The sequence below is a fragment of the Robertmurraya mangrovi genome, assembly GCF_034427655.1.
Taxonomy (GTDB): domain Bacteria; phylum Bacillota; class Bacilli; order Bacillales; family Cytobacillaceae; genus Robertmurraya_A; species Robertmurraya_A mangrovi.
Window position 1 is genome coordinate 250065 of record NZ_JAXOFX010000002.1, and the last position, 17359, is coordinate 267423.

A 17359-nucleotide genomic window follows, 5' to 3' on the forward strand; every position below is an offset into this window, starting at 1 on the left:
ATTATACATTTTGAGATTCAGCTTGTTTGGCTAAATATTCTTCAGCAATTTGATCAATTTCCTTCTTTAGCTCTTCCACCATAATCGCTTCAGGAACCTTTCTAACGATTTCACCTTTGCGGAATAATAAGCCTTCGCCTCTTGCTCCGGCAATTCCTATATCGGCTTCACGAGCTTCTCCAGGACCATTTACTGCACATCCAAGTACAGCAACCTTAATTGGTACCTTAATTTTTTGAATGTATTCTTCTACTTCATTTGCAATACTAATTAAATCAATTTCAATACGTCCACATGTAGGGCAAGAAATAAGGGTTGCAGCATTAGACAGCAAGCCAAAAGACTTTAATAATTCTCTAGCCACTTTGACTTCTTCAACAGGGTCTGCACTTAAAGAAACACGTACTGTATTTCCAATACCCATGTTTAAAATTGCTCCTAAACCAGCGGCACTCTTAACCGTCCCGGCAAATAAAGTACCTGACTCTGTAATCCCGAGGTGAAGAGGATAGTCAAAGGATCGAGATGCTTTTTCAAAAGCTTCGATAGCTAGATTAACGTCAGAAGCTTTCATGGAAACGATAATATCATGGAAATCTAAATCCTCTAAGATCTTTATATGATGTAGAGCACTTTCGACCATTCCATCTGCTGTTGGATATCCGTATTTCTCAATGATACGCTTTTCTAGAGATCCAGCATTTACACCAATACGGATAGGAATCCCACGCTCTTTAGCGGCTTTTACAACGGCTTCTACTTTCTCACGTTTTCCAATGTTCCCTGGATTAATTCTGATCTTATCTGCTCCACCCTCAATAGCTTTAAGCGCTAACTTGTAATCAAAGTGAATATCAACTACAAGAGGTATATTAATTCTTTTCTTAATTTCACTAATAGCATTAGCGGCTCTTTCATCAGGACATGCAACACGAACAATTTGACATCCTGCTTCTTCAAGACGTTTAATCTCAGCAACAGTTGCCTCCACATCATGTGTTTTTGTTGTTGTCATACTCTGAATAATTACCTGATTATTACCACCAATGGTTAAAGGTCCTACTTTTACAGGTCTAGTTTTGGTACGATGTATAATCTCACCCAATCGTGATTCGCTCCTTTAAATTTCATCTTTTACGATTCGTTTTGGCTGTTTTTTACAAAACATTAAGAATAGACTAATACGCTATTGTATACGGATGTTTACAAAATAGCTTTTTAATTAACCTAAAGAAAAAAGTCTAATGATATTTTGTCTTTATACCGTTTATTGTATCAATGAAGTCATAAAATTGACAAGAAAGTAACTAGTCAATGAAAAAAATTACTCATTACTATAGTTTGGAAACTTATATGTTTGACCAAATTTAATTTGTTCAGGCTTTAATCCAGCGTTGAGCTCAATGAAATCATTTACTACTTTCTCTATAGAAACAGGAATGGATTGATCTAACTGCTTTTCAATTACTGATAAAACCGTATCACCATGCTCTACCTTTTTCTCGAAATATGAAATTGTGGTTTCCTCTGTAGTAGTAGTAACCATCGTTGGTTCTGCTATAGCAGGGAGTGTCCCTTGGCTTAAGTCATAATATACAACATACATAACTAATATAAACATCAAGAATCCTAGTAATCGCTTCATAGGAAATACCACCTTAATTTAATGGTTTTTCCAAAACATATGCTTGTCCAATAATATATAGAACTTCTTTTATAGCTTAAAAGATTTATTTTTTATTCTGTACCTTCCCGTTATAGATCAGATTATTTTTCACCTTAAAGAAAACATTACATATCCTTTACAAATTCTTAATAGTAATTTGTCATAATGAGATTGGATATTAGGGGAAAGGTGTGTTTTCTTGGTGGTAAGTGGCGATATTTATCGAAAATTTTTTACTAGGAAAAATGGGAACATAGAAAAAAGTAGTTTGTTCTCGACCAAAAGTATACGGGGGAGATTGTTATTTAGTTTTAGTTTTATTTTATTTGTTTCAGGGGTTTTAGCTTTTTATTCAATAATAAATGTTAAAAAAGTAAATGAATTAGCAGAAGAGCTAATTTTAAATGAATCAGAAGAGCTGATATTATTACAGGATTTAAGATTTAATATGTCTGAAAGGTTGAGACTAGTTAATAACTATCTACTTGAAGGAACACCAGTGGCAAAAGACCAATTCGAAGCCAATGTGAATATCAGTAAGAAAATGGAAGGTCAGATATTAGCAAATAAAAGGAATAAATCCTCTGAAAAAGAGATAAAAAAAATAATTGAATCGGGAACAAAGTGGAATGAAATCATGCAAAAAGACGTGATAACTGTCTATGATCAGGGAGACAAGCGTCAGGCTCTATTAAATCTTGGCTCAGAGCAATTTAAGGCTGAAAATAATATGTCTGCATTAAAAAAAATAGCTGATGAAAAAGAAAAAAGAGTTAAAGAATTAGGTAATGAAATAATAACAAACGGTAACAAAGTTAGTTTAATTACAACCATATTAACGGTAATAGTAGCAATGGTTACCATATTAGTTGCTGTACTCCTATCAAAATCCATTTACATACCGATTAATCGACTTTCTTTACGAGTAAAAGACATAGCTGATGGAGATTTTAGTAAACCGAAAATGGAAGTAACTTCAGAAGATGAAATAGGACAACTAACAAAAATGTTTAATATGATGGTTCAAGACCTTAGGAACCTAATTGTCCAAGCGTCAAGTACGTCATTCCAAGTTTATGCTTCTGCTGAAGAGTTAACAGTTAGTTCGGAAGAAACGTCTAAAGGTACTGAACAAATTACAAGCTCAATACAGGAAGTTGCCGCTTCTTCTAACAAACAATTAGCAAGTGTAAATGAAGCAACACAAACAATTGAAGAGTTAAACAAAAATCTAGATACATTAAAACAGTCAGTTTATGTATTAGAACATTCTTCACTAGCTGTAGCAGAAGTATCTAATAAAGGTAATAATGTAGTTGAACATGCCATTTCTCAAATGAACCATATTAGCCATTCAGTTAGTGATGTATCATATCTAATTGAAACACTTGGAAAACGCTCGAATGAAATCAGTTCTATAACTGAAGTCATTACAAGTCTCGCTGAACAGACCAATTTATTAGCCTTAAATGCTGCGATTGAAGCTGCGCGAGCTGGTGAACAAGGTAAAGGATTTGCGGTTGTAGCAGATGAGGTAAGAAAGTTAGCTGTACAATCAAAAGACTCTTCTAATCAAATTGTTCAACTTATTACCCGAATTCAAGCGGATACGCTTAACGCTATTGAAGCAATGAAAAAGAGTACAAAAGAAGTGGAAAATGGGACCGTAGCAGTCAATGAAGCAGGTTTGTCTTTTAAACATATAAACCAGTCTATACAAGATATTAGAAACAATATTGACTCGATTAACGCATTTGTTGACAATATGTCATCTAGTTCAAAAAATGTAACTTCAAATATTGAAGTGTTAACGGAAATTGCCAATATTAACTCAACATATTCCAATAGCGTAGCTTTATCAGTAAAAGAACAACTAGCAACCATCGAAGAAATAACAGCTTCTGCACAGACGCTAAATACTATGGCTCTTCATCTAGAGGAAGTTTTGCGTAAGTTTAAAATATAGTACATACATAATGCAAAAGGGGTGGCAAAAGCCAACCCCTTTTTGGTTTATTTATTTTTGGGTTTTGGAATTTCTCGTATAGCTAGGAATAAAACAAGTATTGAAACAAACCAGTTTAATAAGAAGCCGTTTGGTACGCCGGTTTGAATCGCTTCCATTATGGTAAAGAAAATCGTTGGCAGAGTTACACTGTATGCTGCCATTCTCCATAATTGTCTATATTGAAGATTCCTTTGAGTCATACTTCTTAATACTAAACCAATAGCAGCTAAAATAGAAACCTCTATAAACTTAATCCCGCTAGAGAAGATATAAATAACAATGATAAAAATGGGAATTATAATAGCCAAGAGTGAATCAAGAGTATCTAAGAATTTAATAAAGTCATCTTTTGTTATAACTAGATCAGTAAACATTGAATAGGAATAAGCATCTAAAGTTCCACCTGTAACAACGATAAAGTCCTTTTGTAGGAGTGCAATACCATTGTCTACAGTCTTTAAGTCATCTTGCTGTATCTTGCCTGTTGAATCAAAGATAATTGAAAAATCATTCTCATGAATTTCTACAGGTTCGGTTTGTTCACTAGAAAGTGATCCATTTTCAATAACAAATGAAGGGATTTCATCATTAATTGTTGATTGGGCTGCTTCAAGTCCGTTTACCATTGTCATACTGAAGTATGTTACGGTTGGAATAACTGATAATAAAGTTAACAAGAAAACATAAAGAATTGTTTTTCCAATCCCTTGAAAACGGAACAAAGCAATATCTTTTGGAGAATATAAGCTTTTTGTAAATTGTTTAAATATGTTCATGATAGACCACCCTTATAAATATTCATCATTTATTTTAGCCTTCTATCATTCTTAGTACAAGTTTTGAGAAAAATTAATGATTATAATCATTATAATCTGTAACAGAATTGTAATATAGTAGTTCTATTGTTAAGGTATTGTAAATTCGCTATCTAACATATTTACATATTCTAAACAATTAAACATAATTGTAGAGGGTTTGTTGGTTATTGTCGAATAATTATTTAATTAGGGGTTGAAGAATTTTGGAACTTGATGTTCAGAAGATGATATTCGAATTTATAGGTGGCCTTGGTATTTTCTTATTTGGTATTAAATTTATGGGGGATGGTCTTCAAAAATCTGCAGGAGATAAGCTTCGTGATATTTTAGACCGTTTTACAACAAATCCACTAATGGGTGTATTAGCTGGGGTTATTGTTACTATATTAATCCAAAGTAGCTCAGGAACAACTGTAATTACCGTAGGATTAGTAAGTGCAGGTTTCATGACGCTTAGACAAGCTATTGGGGTTATAATGGGTGCTAACATAGGAACAACCGTAACGGCATTTATTATCGGTATAAAAGTAGGAGACTATGCTCTTCCGATTATCGCTGTTGGAGCCATTTTAATTTTCTTCTTTAAAAATAATCGAATACAGAACTTTGGAAATATTGTCTTTGGTTTTGGAGCTTTATTCTTTGGATTAGAGTTAATGAGTTCTGGTATGAAGCCTCTAAGATCTTTAGAAGCATTTCAGGAGTTAACGGTTAGTTTGAGTTCAAATCCAATTCTAGGAGTAGTAATTGGAACAGTATTTACTGTCATTGTTCAAAGCTCGAGTGCTACTATTGGGATATTACAGGGGTTATTTGCTGAGAACCTAATAAACTTAGATGCAGCTCTTCCAGTACTTTTTGGTGACAATATTGGTACAACGATTACCGCTGTACTAGCTGCTATCGGTGCATCAGTTGCTGCAAGACGAGCAGCTGCGACTCACGTCTTATTTAACCTAATTGGTACAACCATTTTCATGATTTTACTAGTACCATTTACATCAGTAGTTGGTTATTTACAAAATGCAATGAACTTAAACCCTGAAATGACAATTGCATTTGCACATGGAATATTCAATACAACGAATACATTAATACAATTACCTTTCATTGGACTATTAGCTTTAATTGTTACAAAATTAATTCCAGGAGAGGATTCTATAATAGAGTACAAAGCGAAACATTTAGATCCACATTTTATCCAACAATCTCCGTCGATTGCACTTGGACAGGCAAAAGAAGAAGTCCTACGTATGGGTCAGTTTGCTGTACTTGGTTTAGAGGAAACAAACAATTTTTTAAAAACTTCACAAACAAAACATTCACAAACAGCACTTCAATTAGAAGATGCAATTAACAATTTAGACCGCAAAATTACTGATTATTTAGTTGACCTTGCATCACATTCTTTATCTCATCACGAATCAGAAGAACACTCTGCTTTAATGGATACGGTTCGTGATATTGAACGTATCGGTGACCACTTTGAAAACATCGTTGAATTAGTGGATTACAAACAAGCAAATAAAGTGAAAATTACTGATACAGCTATGTCTGACCTTGAAGAAATGTTTAATTTAACCATTTCTACTGTAAAAGAAGCTATGCAAGCTTTAGACCATAAAGATAAAGACGCTGCAAGACATGTTGTGGAGAAAGAAGATCTTATTGATAAAATGGAGAGAAAACTTCGTAAGCAGCATATCATTCGTATAAATGAAGGTTCATGTTCGGGTCAAGCTGGTATCGTTTATGTTGACATCATTAGTAACCTTGAGCGTATTGGTGACCATGCGGTAAATATTGCTGAAGCAGTATTAGGCGAAAGACATTAACTCCATATGTTGAAAAAAGTAAGGGAAAGATTCCCTTACTTTTTTTGATAGAAGAATATACTATATAGGTAATTTTTATATTTTGTTGTATGATTAATCATAATTGGAGAATCATGTTAGGAGTGTTTGAATTGGCTGAATCTTTATATTGGGGAATCATTATTATTCTCTTTATTATTTCATTTATTGGTTTAGTGTACCCTATTATTCCAAGTGTTCTATTTATATTTGCTGCTTTTATCTTATATGGTTTTTTATTTACCTTCGAGCCTTTTAATTGGTTATTCTGGCTCATACAGAGTTTATTTTTAATTTTACTATTCGGAGCGGATTATGTTGCTAATATGATAGGAGTAAAAAAATATGGAGGCTCAAAGGCGGGGATTTGGGGAAGCACAATCGGATTATTGGTAGGGCCTTTTATTATCCCTCTATTTGGAATAATCATTGGACCATTTATAGGAGCAATTATTGCTGAACTGATAGTGAATAAAAAAGATTTTAAAGACGCTGTTAAAATTGGATTTGGCTCCGTAGTGGGCTTTATTAGTAGTGTGATAACAAAAGGAATTATCCAAGGAGTTATGATTGGATATTTCTTACTAGTCGTTCTATAGAAAAAATCGCCTGTTTTGGCGATTTTTTTCATACTAATTCAACCCGCAAATTTCGTAAGGGCAATTTTGGCAATCAACTTCTTCTTTTAAATAACTTAAGTTTTTTACGGTAAATTTTAATTGATCGTATGAGATGACATTTTTATCTCTTAGTTCTTTCAACATTCTTAATACGACTTCTCGAGTACTAAAGGTTAAACTGGCTAATTCTTGATGAGTTAGTGGCAAATCAATTAAAATGCCATCATCCCGCATAATACCGTAGCTGTTACATAAACGTATTAAGATGGAATACAAACCACCCTTTTTACCATTCATCATTAAATCCTGGCATTTCATTTGTGCCTTTAAATATCGAGTACTTAACCAGGTTGTGAGAGTTGTCAAAGCTTGAGGGTTACTAAGGATAAATTTTTCAAATATCTCTCTATTAATCATTAGAACTTCACAATCGGATAACGTTTTCGCATAAAAGTGATATTTCGGATTATGCTTAAACAATTGATACTCAATGATTAACTCGTCATGATTTAGGATTTTTAAGATAAATTCTTTACCCTTTGAATGGTACCTCCCTACAGAGACTTTACCCTGTAATAATATATAAATATGATTAACAGAATCAGATTCATTAAAAAGAAGAGTCCCGGCCCTAATTTTTTGAACAGTCTCTTTATCAATAAATTCTTGAACTAATAAGCTATAAAGTGAGATAGTTGGTATGTTCACATGAGGTCACTCCTTTGTCTCTCCCTTTGATTAAATAAAATTGATTAAACACTGTCAATATGACATTGGAAAACCATGGGAGTGAAATGAGCTTAGCGAAGACAAGAACGTTGATTTGTCACTGCTTTTAACATTATTGACAATATGTTGAATCATTCATTTCAATGCTATTTTCAACATTAAAAGGGACCTTAAATGAAAAATATAGAGAAAACTTTTCTAAAGTAAACAGGAAAATGCCAGGCTTATGGTGAATATTCTTAAGCTATATGGGTATTGTATATTTGTTAGCATAAATATACTTGCAAAATTGAAAGCATTTTATTTGAATCAAATATCCATCTTTGGTAATCTTAAGTTAATCACTTTAGAAACATTCTTAAATGAAAAACTTTATTGAAATGCTTCTAAGGATTATAAAAAAATAAATACATACATAGGAGGAGTAAATTATGGCATTTGAATTACCACAATTACCTTATGCTTATGACGCTCTAGAACCACATATCGACAAAGAAACTATGAACATTCACCACACAAAACACCACAACACTTATGTTACAAACTTAAATGCTGCATTAGAAGGAAACGAAGAGCTTCTTTCAAAATCAATCGAAGAGCTAGTTTCTAACTTAGATGCAGTTCCTGAAGCTGCACGTACAGCTGTACGTAACAATGGTGGAGGCCATGCTAACCACGCATTATTCTGGCAAATCCTTTCTCCAAACGGTGGGGGAGAGCCAACTGGTGATCTAGGAACTGCAATCAACAGCAAATTTGGAAGCTACGATAACTTCAAAGCTGAATTCGCTAAAGCTGCAACTACAAGATTTGGTTCTGGTTGGGCTTGGCTAGTTGTAAACAACGGTGAGTTAGAAGTAACAAGCACACCAAACCAAGATACTCCATTAATGGAAGGCAAAACTCCTATCCTAGGTTTAGATGTTTGGGAGCATGCCTACTACTTAAACTACCAAAATCGTCGCCCTGACTACATCAGCTCTTTCTGGAATGTAGTTAATTGGGAAGAAGTTTCAAACCGTTACAACGCTGCAAAATAATCATATATGAAAGAAGAGGCCATTGGTCTCTTCTTTTTTTTCTTCATTTTCTCATATGTGAATAATCAATGGCATTTTGTAGAGACTAATCCCTAGATATAAAGGGGAGTTTCTTATGAGCATATTTAAAAAACTGATCGGCGACATTGAACTAACAAAGGATTTAACTTTATTGCTATTAATAGGTGGGCTATATTCTCTGAGTGTTGCCTTATCTAACACATTTGTAAATATCTATCTTTGGAAGCAAACGGGAGAATACCTGAATTTAGGTTTATATAATCTATCTATTGTTGTCTTACAGCCAATAACCTTTATTCTTGCGGGAAGGTGGGCTAAAAAAATTGACAGAGTGATTGTGTTAAGAATCGGTGTCATTTTTTTAGCTCTCTTTTATTTATCTGTTTTGCTGATTGGTGCTAATGCTTCTAAATTTCTCTTGGTATTAGGGGGACTATTAGGTATTGGCTATGGATTCTATTGGTTAGCCTTTAATGTATTAACCTTCGAAATTACAGAGCCTGAAACTAGAGACTTCTTTAATGGATTTTTAGGGATTTTATCTTCTGTTGGTGGAATGATAGGTCCCTTTGCAGCAGGATTCATTATTTCTAAGTTGGCAAAAACGGCAGGATATTCAATTGTTTTTGGGATTTCACTAGGCTTATTTTCTCTAGCCGTTTTATTAAGCTTTTCTCTTAAGAGAAGACCAGCGGAGGGGAAATATTGGGTTACGAGAATTCTTAGTGAACGAAAAAACAATTTGAATTGGAAAATGGTTACTAATGCTCATTTTTTCCAGGGCCTACGAGAAGGTACTTTCGTCTTTGTTATTTCGGTATTTGTATTTATTTCAACAGGGAGTGAGATGGCCTTAGGAACCTTTGGGTTAGTGAACTCTGGTATTGCCTTTGTCACCTATTATTTGGTTTCGAGGATGATTAAAAAGGACCAACGCAAAAAGGCGATATTAATTGGCGGAATATTACTTTATGCTGCCATACTTATAATCGTCTTTAAGGTTACCTATATGAAAATGTTAATATATGCAGCTGTTATTGCGATTGCTTATCCCATTCTTTTAGTACCTTATGTTTCCTTAACTTACGATGTGATTGGTACTGGGTGGAAAGCTGCTGAAATGAGGATTGAGTATATTGTTGTTAGAGAAATATTTTTAAATTCAGGTAGAATTGTTTCCATATTAGCATTCCTTTTTACCGTTTCGTTCTTTAATCCTGAGAAAGGTATACCTATATTGTTGTTAATCATTGGTGCGGGACATTCGATAATCTACTTTTTTATAAGACGGATTCAGTTTTCTTCATAACTGTGGGAGAGGTAATTTACCTTTCCTTTTTCGCGTAAATCCTTATTAAAAACATAGATATTCTCTTTTGAACGGATGTGAAAATGAAAGTGAACAGTAAAACCAAGAAGAAGAAGACTCATGTACCCTTCCGTTTAAATGTTGTATTCTTCTTAGTATTTCTTCTTTTTTCTGTGCTCATATTACGGTTAGGTATGGTACAAATTGTTTATGGTGACGACTACAAAAGGGAAATAGAAAGAACGGAAGATTATACGATTAGTAATCCTGTTCCGAGAGGGAAAATTTTTGACCGAAACGGAAGGATTATTGTGGACAATGTAGCCCAAAATGCCATTACATATACGAATCATGGAGCAAGTCAAAGTGAAATGTTAAAGGTTGCTGAAAAGCTCGCTTTTTTAATTGAGATGGATACGGATAAAGTGACAGAGCGGGACAAGAAAGATTACTGGATTATGAAAAACTTAAGCAAAGCTCAGAAAAAAGTATCTAAGGAAGAAAGGGAGAGGATCAAAAGCAAAGATATAACAGTCAAGGAATTTAATAGGCAAACTTATGATTTAATGCTACAAAGAGTAACTGATACCGAGTTAAAAGAGCTTAACAAACATGACTTAGAGGTTTTGGCTATCTACAAAATTTTTAATAATGGATATGCACACTCAAGATTAATGGTAAAAAATAAGGGTGTGACAAGAGAGGAATATGCTAAAGTTAGTGAAAACCTACAATTATTACCTGGGGTAGACACAACGACAGATTGGGAACGAAGCTATGCGTTTGATAAAACCTTAAAAACGATACTGGGTAAAGTGAATGATGGGGTTCCGAGAGAGCAGCTTGACTATTTTATGGCGAGAGAATACAGTCAGAACGATCGAGTGGGTAGAAGCTATATTGAATATCAATATGAAAATGTTTTGCATGGTCAGAAAGCGAAGGTAAAGAATATTACTGATAAAAAAGGAAACGTTTTAAGAACAGAAGTGGTTTCGGAAGGAAAAAGTGGAAAAGATATTGTTTTAACCATCGATATGGAACTACAGCTGGCGGTTGAAAAAATATTAGAGCAAGAATTATGGAAAGCCAAAAAACAACCAAATACAGAGTTGTTAGATAGAGCTTATGTTGTCCTATTAAACCCTCATACAGGGGAAGTCTTGTCCATGGCTGGCAAACAAATCGCAAGAGATGAGAAGACAGGAAAATTAGAAATGCAAGACCATACGTATGGAACGATATCTAGTTCCTATAGCATGGGATCTTCTGTTAAAGGTGCAACCATCCTGACTGGTTATAAAACAGGTGTCAATCAAGTTGGAACATACTATTTAGACATTCCTCTAAAGATAAAAGATACTCCACCAAAAGGATCATGGAGTAATAAATTCGGTACTTTGAACGAAATTCGTGCTCTAAGAGTGTCCTCAAATGTATATATGTTCAAAACTGCAATTGCTATTGGAAATGGTGAATATGAGCCTAATCAACCACTTCGGATGGATACCAATAAAGCATTTGACGTAATCAGGCAGTCCTTTACGGAGTTTGGCCTTGGAACCCGAACAGGGATTGATCTTCCTAACGAACAAATAGGATTTAGAGGACCACAAAAGCTCCCCGGCTTCCTATTAGACTTAGTAATTGGCCAATATGATACATATACACCGATGCAAATTGCTCAATATGTAGCAACGATAGCTAATGGTGGGTATCGAGTTCAGCCTCGTATAGTAAAAGAAATTCGCGAGACAACGATAGACGACACTAGACTAGGTCCAATTATCCAAGAAATAGAACCAACCGTATTAAACCGGATTGACTTAAAGCCTGGTTGGTTGGAAAATGTTCAGGAAGGGTTCAGACAGGTTATGCAGCATCCAGAAGGAACAGCTGCAAGGCGTTTTAAAGACGCACCCTATTCTCCTGCCGGAAAGACAGGAACGGCTGAAGCGTTTTATGATGGACCAGAAAGAAGGAAGTATCAAAAAGCACCTGAGGTTATGAATCTAAGTTTAGTTGCCTATGCCCCTCATAAAAATCCTGAAGTTGCTATGGCGGTAGTTGTTCCTTGGGCATATCAAGGGAAAAAAGGCCATACGGCTAATTACGAAATAGGTCGTAATGTTTTAGACGTGTACTTTAAGCTTAAAAAAACAAATGTGAATCATTAGTTAAAGCACATGTCTATTCAAATGTACTCTTTTATGAGTACATTTTTTTTCTTATCTAGGAAAGATTAAGACTAAATAAAAGCTTATTAACTAAAGAAAGATTTGAAATGGCTTTAATATAGTGCTTCATCAAAGGTTAGAATCCAATATGTTGCCCAAACTTCGACAGGTTTACACAAGATTCAACTGAATTTACAAAAGCTTTACATTTCATTAAAACCATATTAACACTCTCCGTTTATTCTAATACTCGTAGGACAAATACAAAAAACCAAAATTTCTTAGGGGGAATTACGGAAAATGAAAAGTCTTAAAAAGGTTAGCTTACTATTACTACTATCAGCGTTAATGGTTATCGTGGCTGCATGTGGTGGTAATGAAAAAACGAATGAAGAAACTAAAGGGTCAGATAATACAGAGTCTCAAGAGCTAGAAGGCAGTGTAGTAATTGATGGATCAGGTACAGTATATCCTTTCATGGCTAAGGCTGCTGAAGACTATATGATTAATAAAGAAGAAAATGTTTCAGTTGAAGTAGGTCGCGCAGGTACATCTGCTGGATTCAAAAAATTCTTAGTAGAAAACGGAACAGACTTTAACAATGCTTCTCGTACGATTAAAGAAGAAGAAGCTGCAACTGCTTCAGATTTAGGAATTGAAGTACAAGAATTAAAAGTAGCTTTAGATGGTTTAACATTTGTTATCAATAAAGAAAATACATGGGCAAAAGAACTTACTAAAGAAGAAATTATTGAGATCTTCCTTGCAAGTGGTGGTAAGAAAAACTGGTCTGATGTACGTCCAGACTTCCCGAATGAGCCTATCGTTGCAATGGGTCCAAATGAAAACCATGGAACATATGAGTTCTTCTGGGAAAAAATTCTTGGTGAGCAAGATTTAGTTGAAGGAGTTAACCTTCAACAAGAATATTCGACATTAGTTGACTTAGTATCTAAAGACAAAAATGCTATCGCGTTCTTCGGTTATGGTTACTATGAAAGCAATCAAGATAAATTACAAGCTGTTAATGTAGATTTCGGAAATGGTCCTATTGAGCCATCTTTAGACACAATTGGTGAAGGTGATAGTTTTGCTTACTCTCCATTCACTCGTCCTGTGTTTACTTACCTAAACAAACAAATGGCGAAAGACAAGCCACAAGTATTAGACTTCGCCATCTATGCAATGGAAAACGCACAACAAACAGCTAAAGACACTGGATTCGCTCCTTTAACGGATGAAGAAGTTCAAGCATCTGTTGACGCTTTAAAAGCTCTAAAATAATCTACTGGGGTTTAGTAGAAGAAGGTGAGAAGTCAATCTTCTCATCTTCTTTAGCTGTAAAAATTTTTAGAATAGTATTTAGATTATTATTCTAAAGGGGTAAGGATGAAAGGGGTTTTTAACTTGGATAAAACGATAGAAAATAATAAGAAAGTGAATGTAAGAGAGTTAATCGAACAAAACAAACGCTCTGTTACGATCACAACCGTTCTAGAAAAACTGATGCCAAAAATACTTTTTACAATTGCAACTATTTCTATCCTAACAACAGCTGGAATTTTATTTACATTATTAACGGAAACGATAGAATTTTTTAAAGATGTCCCTTTTATTGAATTTTTCACAGGTACGGTATTAAAGCCTTTAGGGGAACATGCTCAATTTGGAGTATTACCATTACTGACAGGTACATTAATTTCCTCAGCTATTGCGATGCTTGTCGCTATTCCTATTGGATTAATGACCGCTATTTACTTAAGTGAATATGCGTCAGATAAAGTTAGAAGAGCATTAAAACCAATGTTAGAAATACTAGCAGGTATTCCTACCATTGTATATGGATTCTTTGCATTTACATTTGTGACTCCATTATTAACAAATATTATACCTTCATTACAGCCTACTAATATCCTCAGTCCTGGTATCGTAATGGGTATTATGATTATTCCAATGGTTGCATCTCTTTCAGAAGATGCAATGAGTTCCGTTCCAAATTCAATGAGAGAGGGAGCTTTAGCTCTAGGTGCAACAAGACTAGAAGTTACTTGGAAGGTAGTTGTTCCAGCGGCTATCTCCGGGATTATCGCTTCATTTGTTCTAGGAATTTCTCGTGCAATTGGGGAAACGATGATTGTTACCATCGCAAGTGGAAGTTCTAAAAATTTCACTTTTGATGTTACTCAGTCTATGCAAACGATGACTGCTTATATAGTTGAAGTTACTGGTGGGGATGCTCCAGCAGGCTCAACTCTATATTTCAGCTTATATGCAGTGGCTATGACGCTATTCGTATTTACGTTAGTGATGAACCTATTTGCACAGTATATCTCTCGTAAATTCAGGGAGGAATATTAATATGAAACATGTCGATACAGCTTTAGTTAAAAAAAGAATGGGTTCACGTCTATTCATAAATAATTTAGGAAAAACTTTATTTCTTTTAGCAACCCTTTTTGGTTTAGTTGTACTAGTAGTCTTAATATATCGTGTATTTTCACAAAGTATTGGCTGGATAGATATAGATTTTCTTATGAACAAATTATCTACTGATCCCAATAGAGCTGGGATACAAGGGGCTGTTGCTGGAACGCTATGGTTAATGCTTGTAGTAGCTCCAGTTACGATGCTATTAGGGGTAGGTACAGCGATTTATCTAGAAGAATATGCACAAAAAGGAAGAATTCAATCTTTTATTCAAACGAACATTACAAACTTAGCTGGTGTACCATCTATTGTATTCGGATTATTAGGTTTAACATTATTTGTTAGGGGTCTAAACCTAGGTTCAATTATTTTAGCTGGTGGACTTACAATGGCCTTACTTGTATTACCGGTTGTAGTTGTTGCTAGCCAAGAGGCGATCCGGGCAGTTCCACAATTTTTACGTGAGGCTTCATATGGTATGGGTGCTACTAAATGGCAAACGATTAAGAATGTAGTTTTACCAGCAGCTATTCCTGGCATTTTAACTGGTCTTATTTTAGCTCTATCTCGTGCAATTGGTGAAACAGCACCATTAGTTGTTATCGGAATTCCTGCGTTAATAATTCCTATTCCAGATAGTGTCTTTGATAAGTTTACGGTAATGCCAATGCAAATTTACTACTGGACAATTGACTCAGCTCTCGTTTCTGAATATGCAAATTTAGCGGCAGCTACCATTGTCATTTTATTACTTATTTTATTTTTAATGAATTCAATTGCAATTGTGATTAGAAATAAATTCCAAAGAAGATTTTAATGGATGAAAGGGGTATTCACCATGGCAGTTATGACTGGTAATGAGAATACAGTAAAGCAAGCTACGACAATAGGGAATGTTGAAGAACAAATGGTAAACAAGAAAGTAGTATATGATACGAAGGATTTAAATTTATGGTATGGAAATGATCATGCTTTAAAGAACATTAATCTTCAAGTACATGAAAATGAAGTTACGGCCATCATTGGTCCTTCAGGTTGCGGGAAGTCAACATTTATCAAAACACTTAACAGAATGGTTGAACTTATTCCTGTTGTGAAAATTTCTGGAGATATCCAGTATAGAGGAAAGAGTATTTTAGATAAATCCTATAAAGTAGAAGAGTTAAGAACCCATGTAGGAATGGTGTTTCAAAAGCCAAATCCTTTTCCGAAGTCAATTTATGAAAATATTGTATACGGTCCTAAAATCCATGGGATCCGCAACAAGAAAATATTAGATGAAATCGTTGAAAAAAGCTTACGTGGTGCAGCTATTTGGGATGAAGTTAAAGACCGTCTTCATGAAAATGCTTATGGTCTATCAGGTGGTCAGCAACAACGTTTATGTATTGCACGTTGTTTAGCAGTAGAGCCTGATGTCATTCTAATGGATGAGCCAACATCCGCTCTAGACCCAATTTCAACCTTAAAAGTAGAAGAGCTAATGCAAGAGCTTAAAAAAGATTTCAGTATCATTATTGTTACTCACAATATGCAACAAGCTGCACGTATCTCTGATAAGACTGCATTCTTCTTAAACGGAGAAGTTGTGGAGTACTCAGATACAAATAAAATCTTTTCTACTCCATCTGATAAACGTACAGAAGACTATATAACTGGCCGATTTGGATGATACGTAATCGTCGTTTATATAAATTGACAAAGGGAGGATTAGACAGATGCCAATCCGTGAACGGTTTCATTATGATTTAAAAGAGTTACAAGACAAATTATTGGAATTGGGTAATTTTGCTAATGAGGCATTACAGCAATCACTTCTTGCATTAGAAACAAAAAATGTTGAGCTAGCATTAGAAATTATGGAGAATGATACAAAAGCAGACCTTTTATACGAAGAGATTAATGACTTCGCTATCCTTTTGATTGCTAAACAACAACCAGTAGCCATTGATTTAAGGAGAATCATTGTTGGGATTAAAATTGCTACAGATATTGAACGTATTGCGGATTTTGCCGTAAATATTGCAAAGTCAACTATTCGTATTGGAAACGAAGATCATGTAAAACCTCTAGATCATATTAGAAAAATGTCTGAAATCACTTCTCAGATGCTAAATCTTTCTTTGGAAGGATTTATTGAAGAAGATCTTGATATGGCTAAAAAAGTTGCAGAAATGGATGATGAGGTAGATTCCCTATATGGGCAGGCAATTAAGGATCTTTTACAAATTAATCAGCAGAAGCCGGAACTTTTACCACAAATTACACAGTTATCCTTTACATGTCGATATTTAGAGCGTGCCGCGGACCATGTAACAAACATTGCTGAAAGTATTTTCTATCTTGTAAAGGGTAGACATTATGATTTAAATGACTAAAGTATATTAAAGGGAGGTCTGACAAATCAATGTTGTCAGACCTCTTTGTGTTATATCTTTAATCAGGACTTCCTTGTACAAGGTAATTATCCGCAGGATTTTCTAAATGATCCTCACCATAGAATCGGTCATTAATTTTCATATTTGCTTCCATGGTTTGAACATCTTCAGTCTCGAGACGTTGAATCATTTCACTTCTTTCTTTACTTGAAACCGCTTTTCTATTTTCCAATAGTGTCACCCCCAGTATGATTAGTTTTTTCTGAATATCCTAAAATATATCCATAATAAAACCATTAAATGTGAACATTTA

The 17359-nt window shown here is 34.5% G+C and carries 16 protein-coding genes; 11 read left to right on the forward strand and 5 right to left on the reverse strand.

The window, feature by feature from the left end:
* Window position 1: 1 nt before the first annotated feature.
* Both ispG and yqfZ read right to left on the reverse strand, forming a co-directional pair.
* Window positions 2-1096 (reverse strand): flavodoxin-dependent (E)-4-hydroxy-3-methylbut-2-enyl-diphosphate synthase, encoded by a 1095-nt coding sequence (gene ispG / locus SM124_RS04310; RefSeq protein WP_322445505.1) that lies wholly within the window; start codon window positions 1094-1096, stop codon window positions 2-4.
* 228 nt (window positions 1097-1324) lie between these two features.
* Complete coding sequence (gene yqfZ, locus SM124_RS04315) at window positions 1325-1645, reverse strand: protein YqfZ (protein ID WP_322445055.1); 321 nt, start codon at window positions 1643-1645, stop codon at window positions 1325-1327.
* 319 nt (window positions 1646-1964) lie between these two features.
* On the opposite strand from yqfZ, the gene SM124_RS24150 reads away from it, so the two are divergent.
* A complete protein-coding gene (locus SM124_RS24150) occupies window positions 1965-3632 on the forward strand; it encodes a methyl-accepting chemotaxis protein (RefSeq protein WP_322445056.1) in 1668 nt (555 codons plus the stop codon).
* Window positions 3633-3679: 47 nt separating this feature from the next.
* On the opposite strand, the gene SM124_RS04325 is transcribed toward SM124_RS24150, so the two are convergent.
* Window positions 3680-4450 carry a DUF1189 domain-containing protein gene (locus tag SM124_RS04325; protein ID WP_322445057.1) on the reverse strand — a complete coding sequence of 257 codons (771 nt, stop codon included), beginning with the start codon at window positions 4448-4450 and terminating at the stop codon, window positions 3680-3682.
* Between the two features lie 245 nt (window positions 4451-4695).
* Here SM124_RS04325 and SM124_RS04330 point away from each other — a divergent pair, with 245 nt between their 5' ends.
* Window positions 4696-6327 (forward strand): Na/Pi cotransporter family protein, encoded by a 1632-nt coding sequence (locus SM124_RS04330; RefSeq protein ID WP_322445058.1) that lies wholly within the window; start codon window positions 4696-4698, stop codon window positions 6325-6327.
* A 113-nt stretch (window positions 6328-6440) separates the two neighbouring features.
* Window positions 6441-6944 carry a DUF456 domain-containing protein gene (locus SM124_RS04335; protein ID WP_322445059.1) on the forward strand — a complete coding sequence of 168 codons (504 nt, stop codon included), beginning with the start codon at window positions 6441-6443 and terminating at the stop codon, window positions 6942-6944.
* 33 nt (window positions 6945-6977) lie between these two features.
* Here SM124_RS04335 and SM124_RS04340 read toward each other — a convergent pair whose 3' ends face one another.
* Window positions 6978-7673, reverse strand: coding sequence for a Crp/Fnr family transcriptional regulator (locus SM124_RS04340; RefSeq protein WP_322445060.1), 696 nt, complete (start codon window positions 7671-7673; stop codon window positions 6978-6980).
* Window positions 7674-8125: 452 nt separating this feature from the next.
* Here SM124_RS04340 and SM124_RS04345 point away from each other — a divergent pair, with 452 nt between their 5' ends.
* From SM124_RS04345 to phoU, 8 genes are all read left to right on the forward strand, one after another.
* Window positions 8126-8734: a superoxide dismutase gene (locus tag SM124_RS04345; RefSeq protein ID WP_322445061.1), complete on the forward strand. Its 609-nt coding sequence runs from the start codon at window positions 8126-8128 to the stop codon at window positions 8732-8734.
* Window positions 8735-8849: 115 nt separating this feature from the next.
* A complete protein-coding gene (locus tag SM124_RS04350) occupies window positions 8850-10064 on the forward strand; it encodes an MFS transporter (RefSeq protein WP_322445062.1) in 1215 nt (404 codons plus the stop codon).
* 83 nt (window positions 10065-10147) lie between these two features.
* Window positions 10148-12241 (forward strand): peptidoglycan D,D-transpeptidase FtsI family protein, encoded by a 2094-nt coding sequence (locus SM124_RS04355; protein ID WP_322445063.1) that lies wholly within the window; start codon window positions 10148-10150, stop codon window positions 12239-12241.
* Window positions 12242-12541: 300 nt separating this feature from the next.
* On the forward strand, window positions 12542-13525 hold the full coding sequence (locus tag SM124_RS04360) for a PstS family phosphate ABC transporter substrate-binding protein (protein WP_322445064.1): 984 nt from the start codon (window positions 12542-12544) through the stop codon (window positions 13523-13525).
* Window positions 13526-13630: 105 nt separating this feature from the next.
* Window positions 13631-14599 (forward strand): phosphate ABC transporter permease subunit PstC, encoded by a 969-nt coding sequence (gene pstC, locus SM124_RS04365; RefSeq protein ID WP_322445065.1) that lies wholly within the window; start codon window positions 13631-13633, stop codon window positions 14597-14599.
* 1 nt (window position 14600) lies between these two features.
* Window positions 14601-15485, forward strand: coding sequence for a phosphate ABC transporter permease PstA (pstA, locus tag SM124_RS04370; RefSeq protein ID WP_322445066.1), 885 nt, complete (start codon window positions 14601-14603; stop codon window positions 15483-15485).
* 90 nt (window positions 15486-15575) lie between these two features.
* Window positions 15576-16340: a phosphate ABC transporter ATP-binding protein PstB gene (pstB, locus tag SM124_RS04375; RefSeq protein WP_322445506.1), complete on the forward strand. Its 765-nt coding sequence runs from the start codon at window positions 15576-15578 to the stop codon at window positions 16338-16340.
* Between the two features lie 46 nt (window positions 16341-16386).
* Entirely contained in the window at window positions 16387-17046 is a 660-nt protein-coding gene (gene phoU / locus SM124_RS04380; RefSeq protein ID WP_322445067.1) for a phosphate signaling complex protein PhoU, read from the forward strand.
* A 58-nt stretch (window positions 17047-17104) separates the two neighbouring features.
* Here phoU and SM124_RS04385 read toward each other — a convergent pair whose 3' ends face one another.
* Window positions 17105-17278, reverse strand: coding sequence for a hypothetical protein (locus SM124_RS04385; RefSeq protein WP_322445068.1), 174 nt, complete (start codon window positions 17276-17278; stop codon window positions 17105-17107).
* Window positions 17279-17359: the final 81 nt, after the last annotated feature.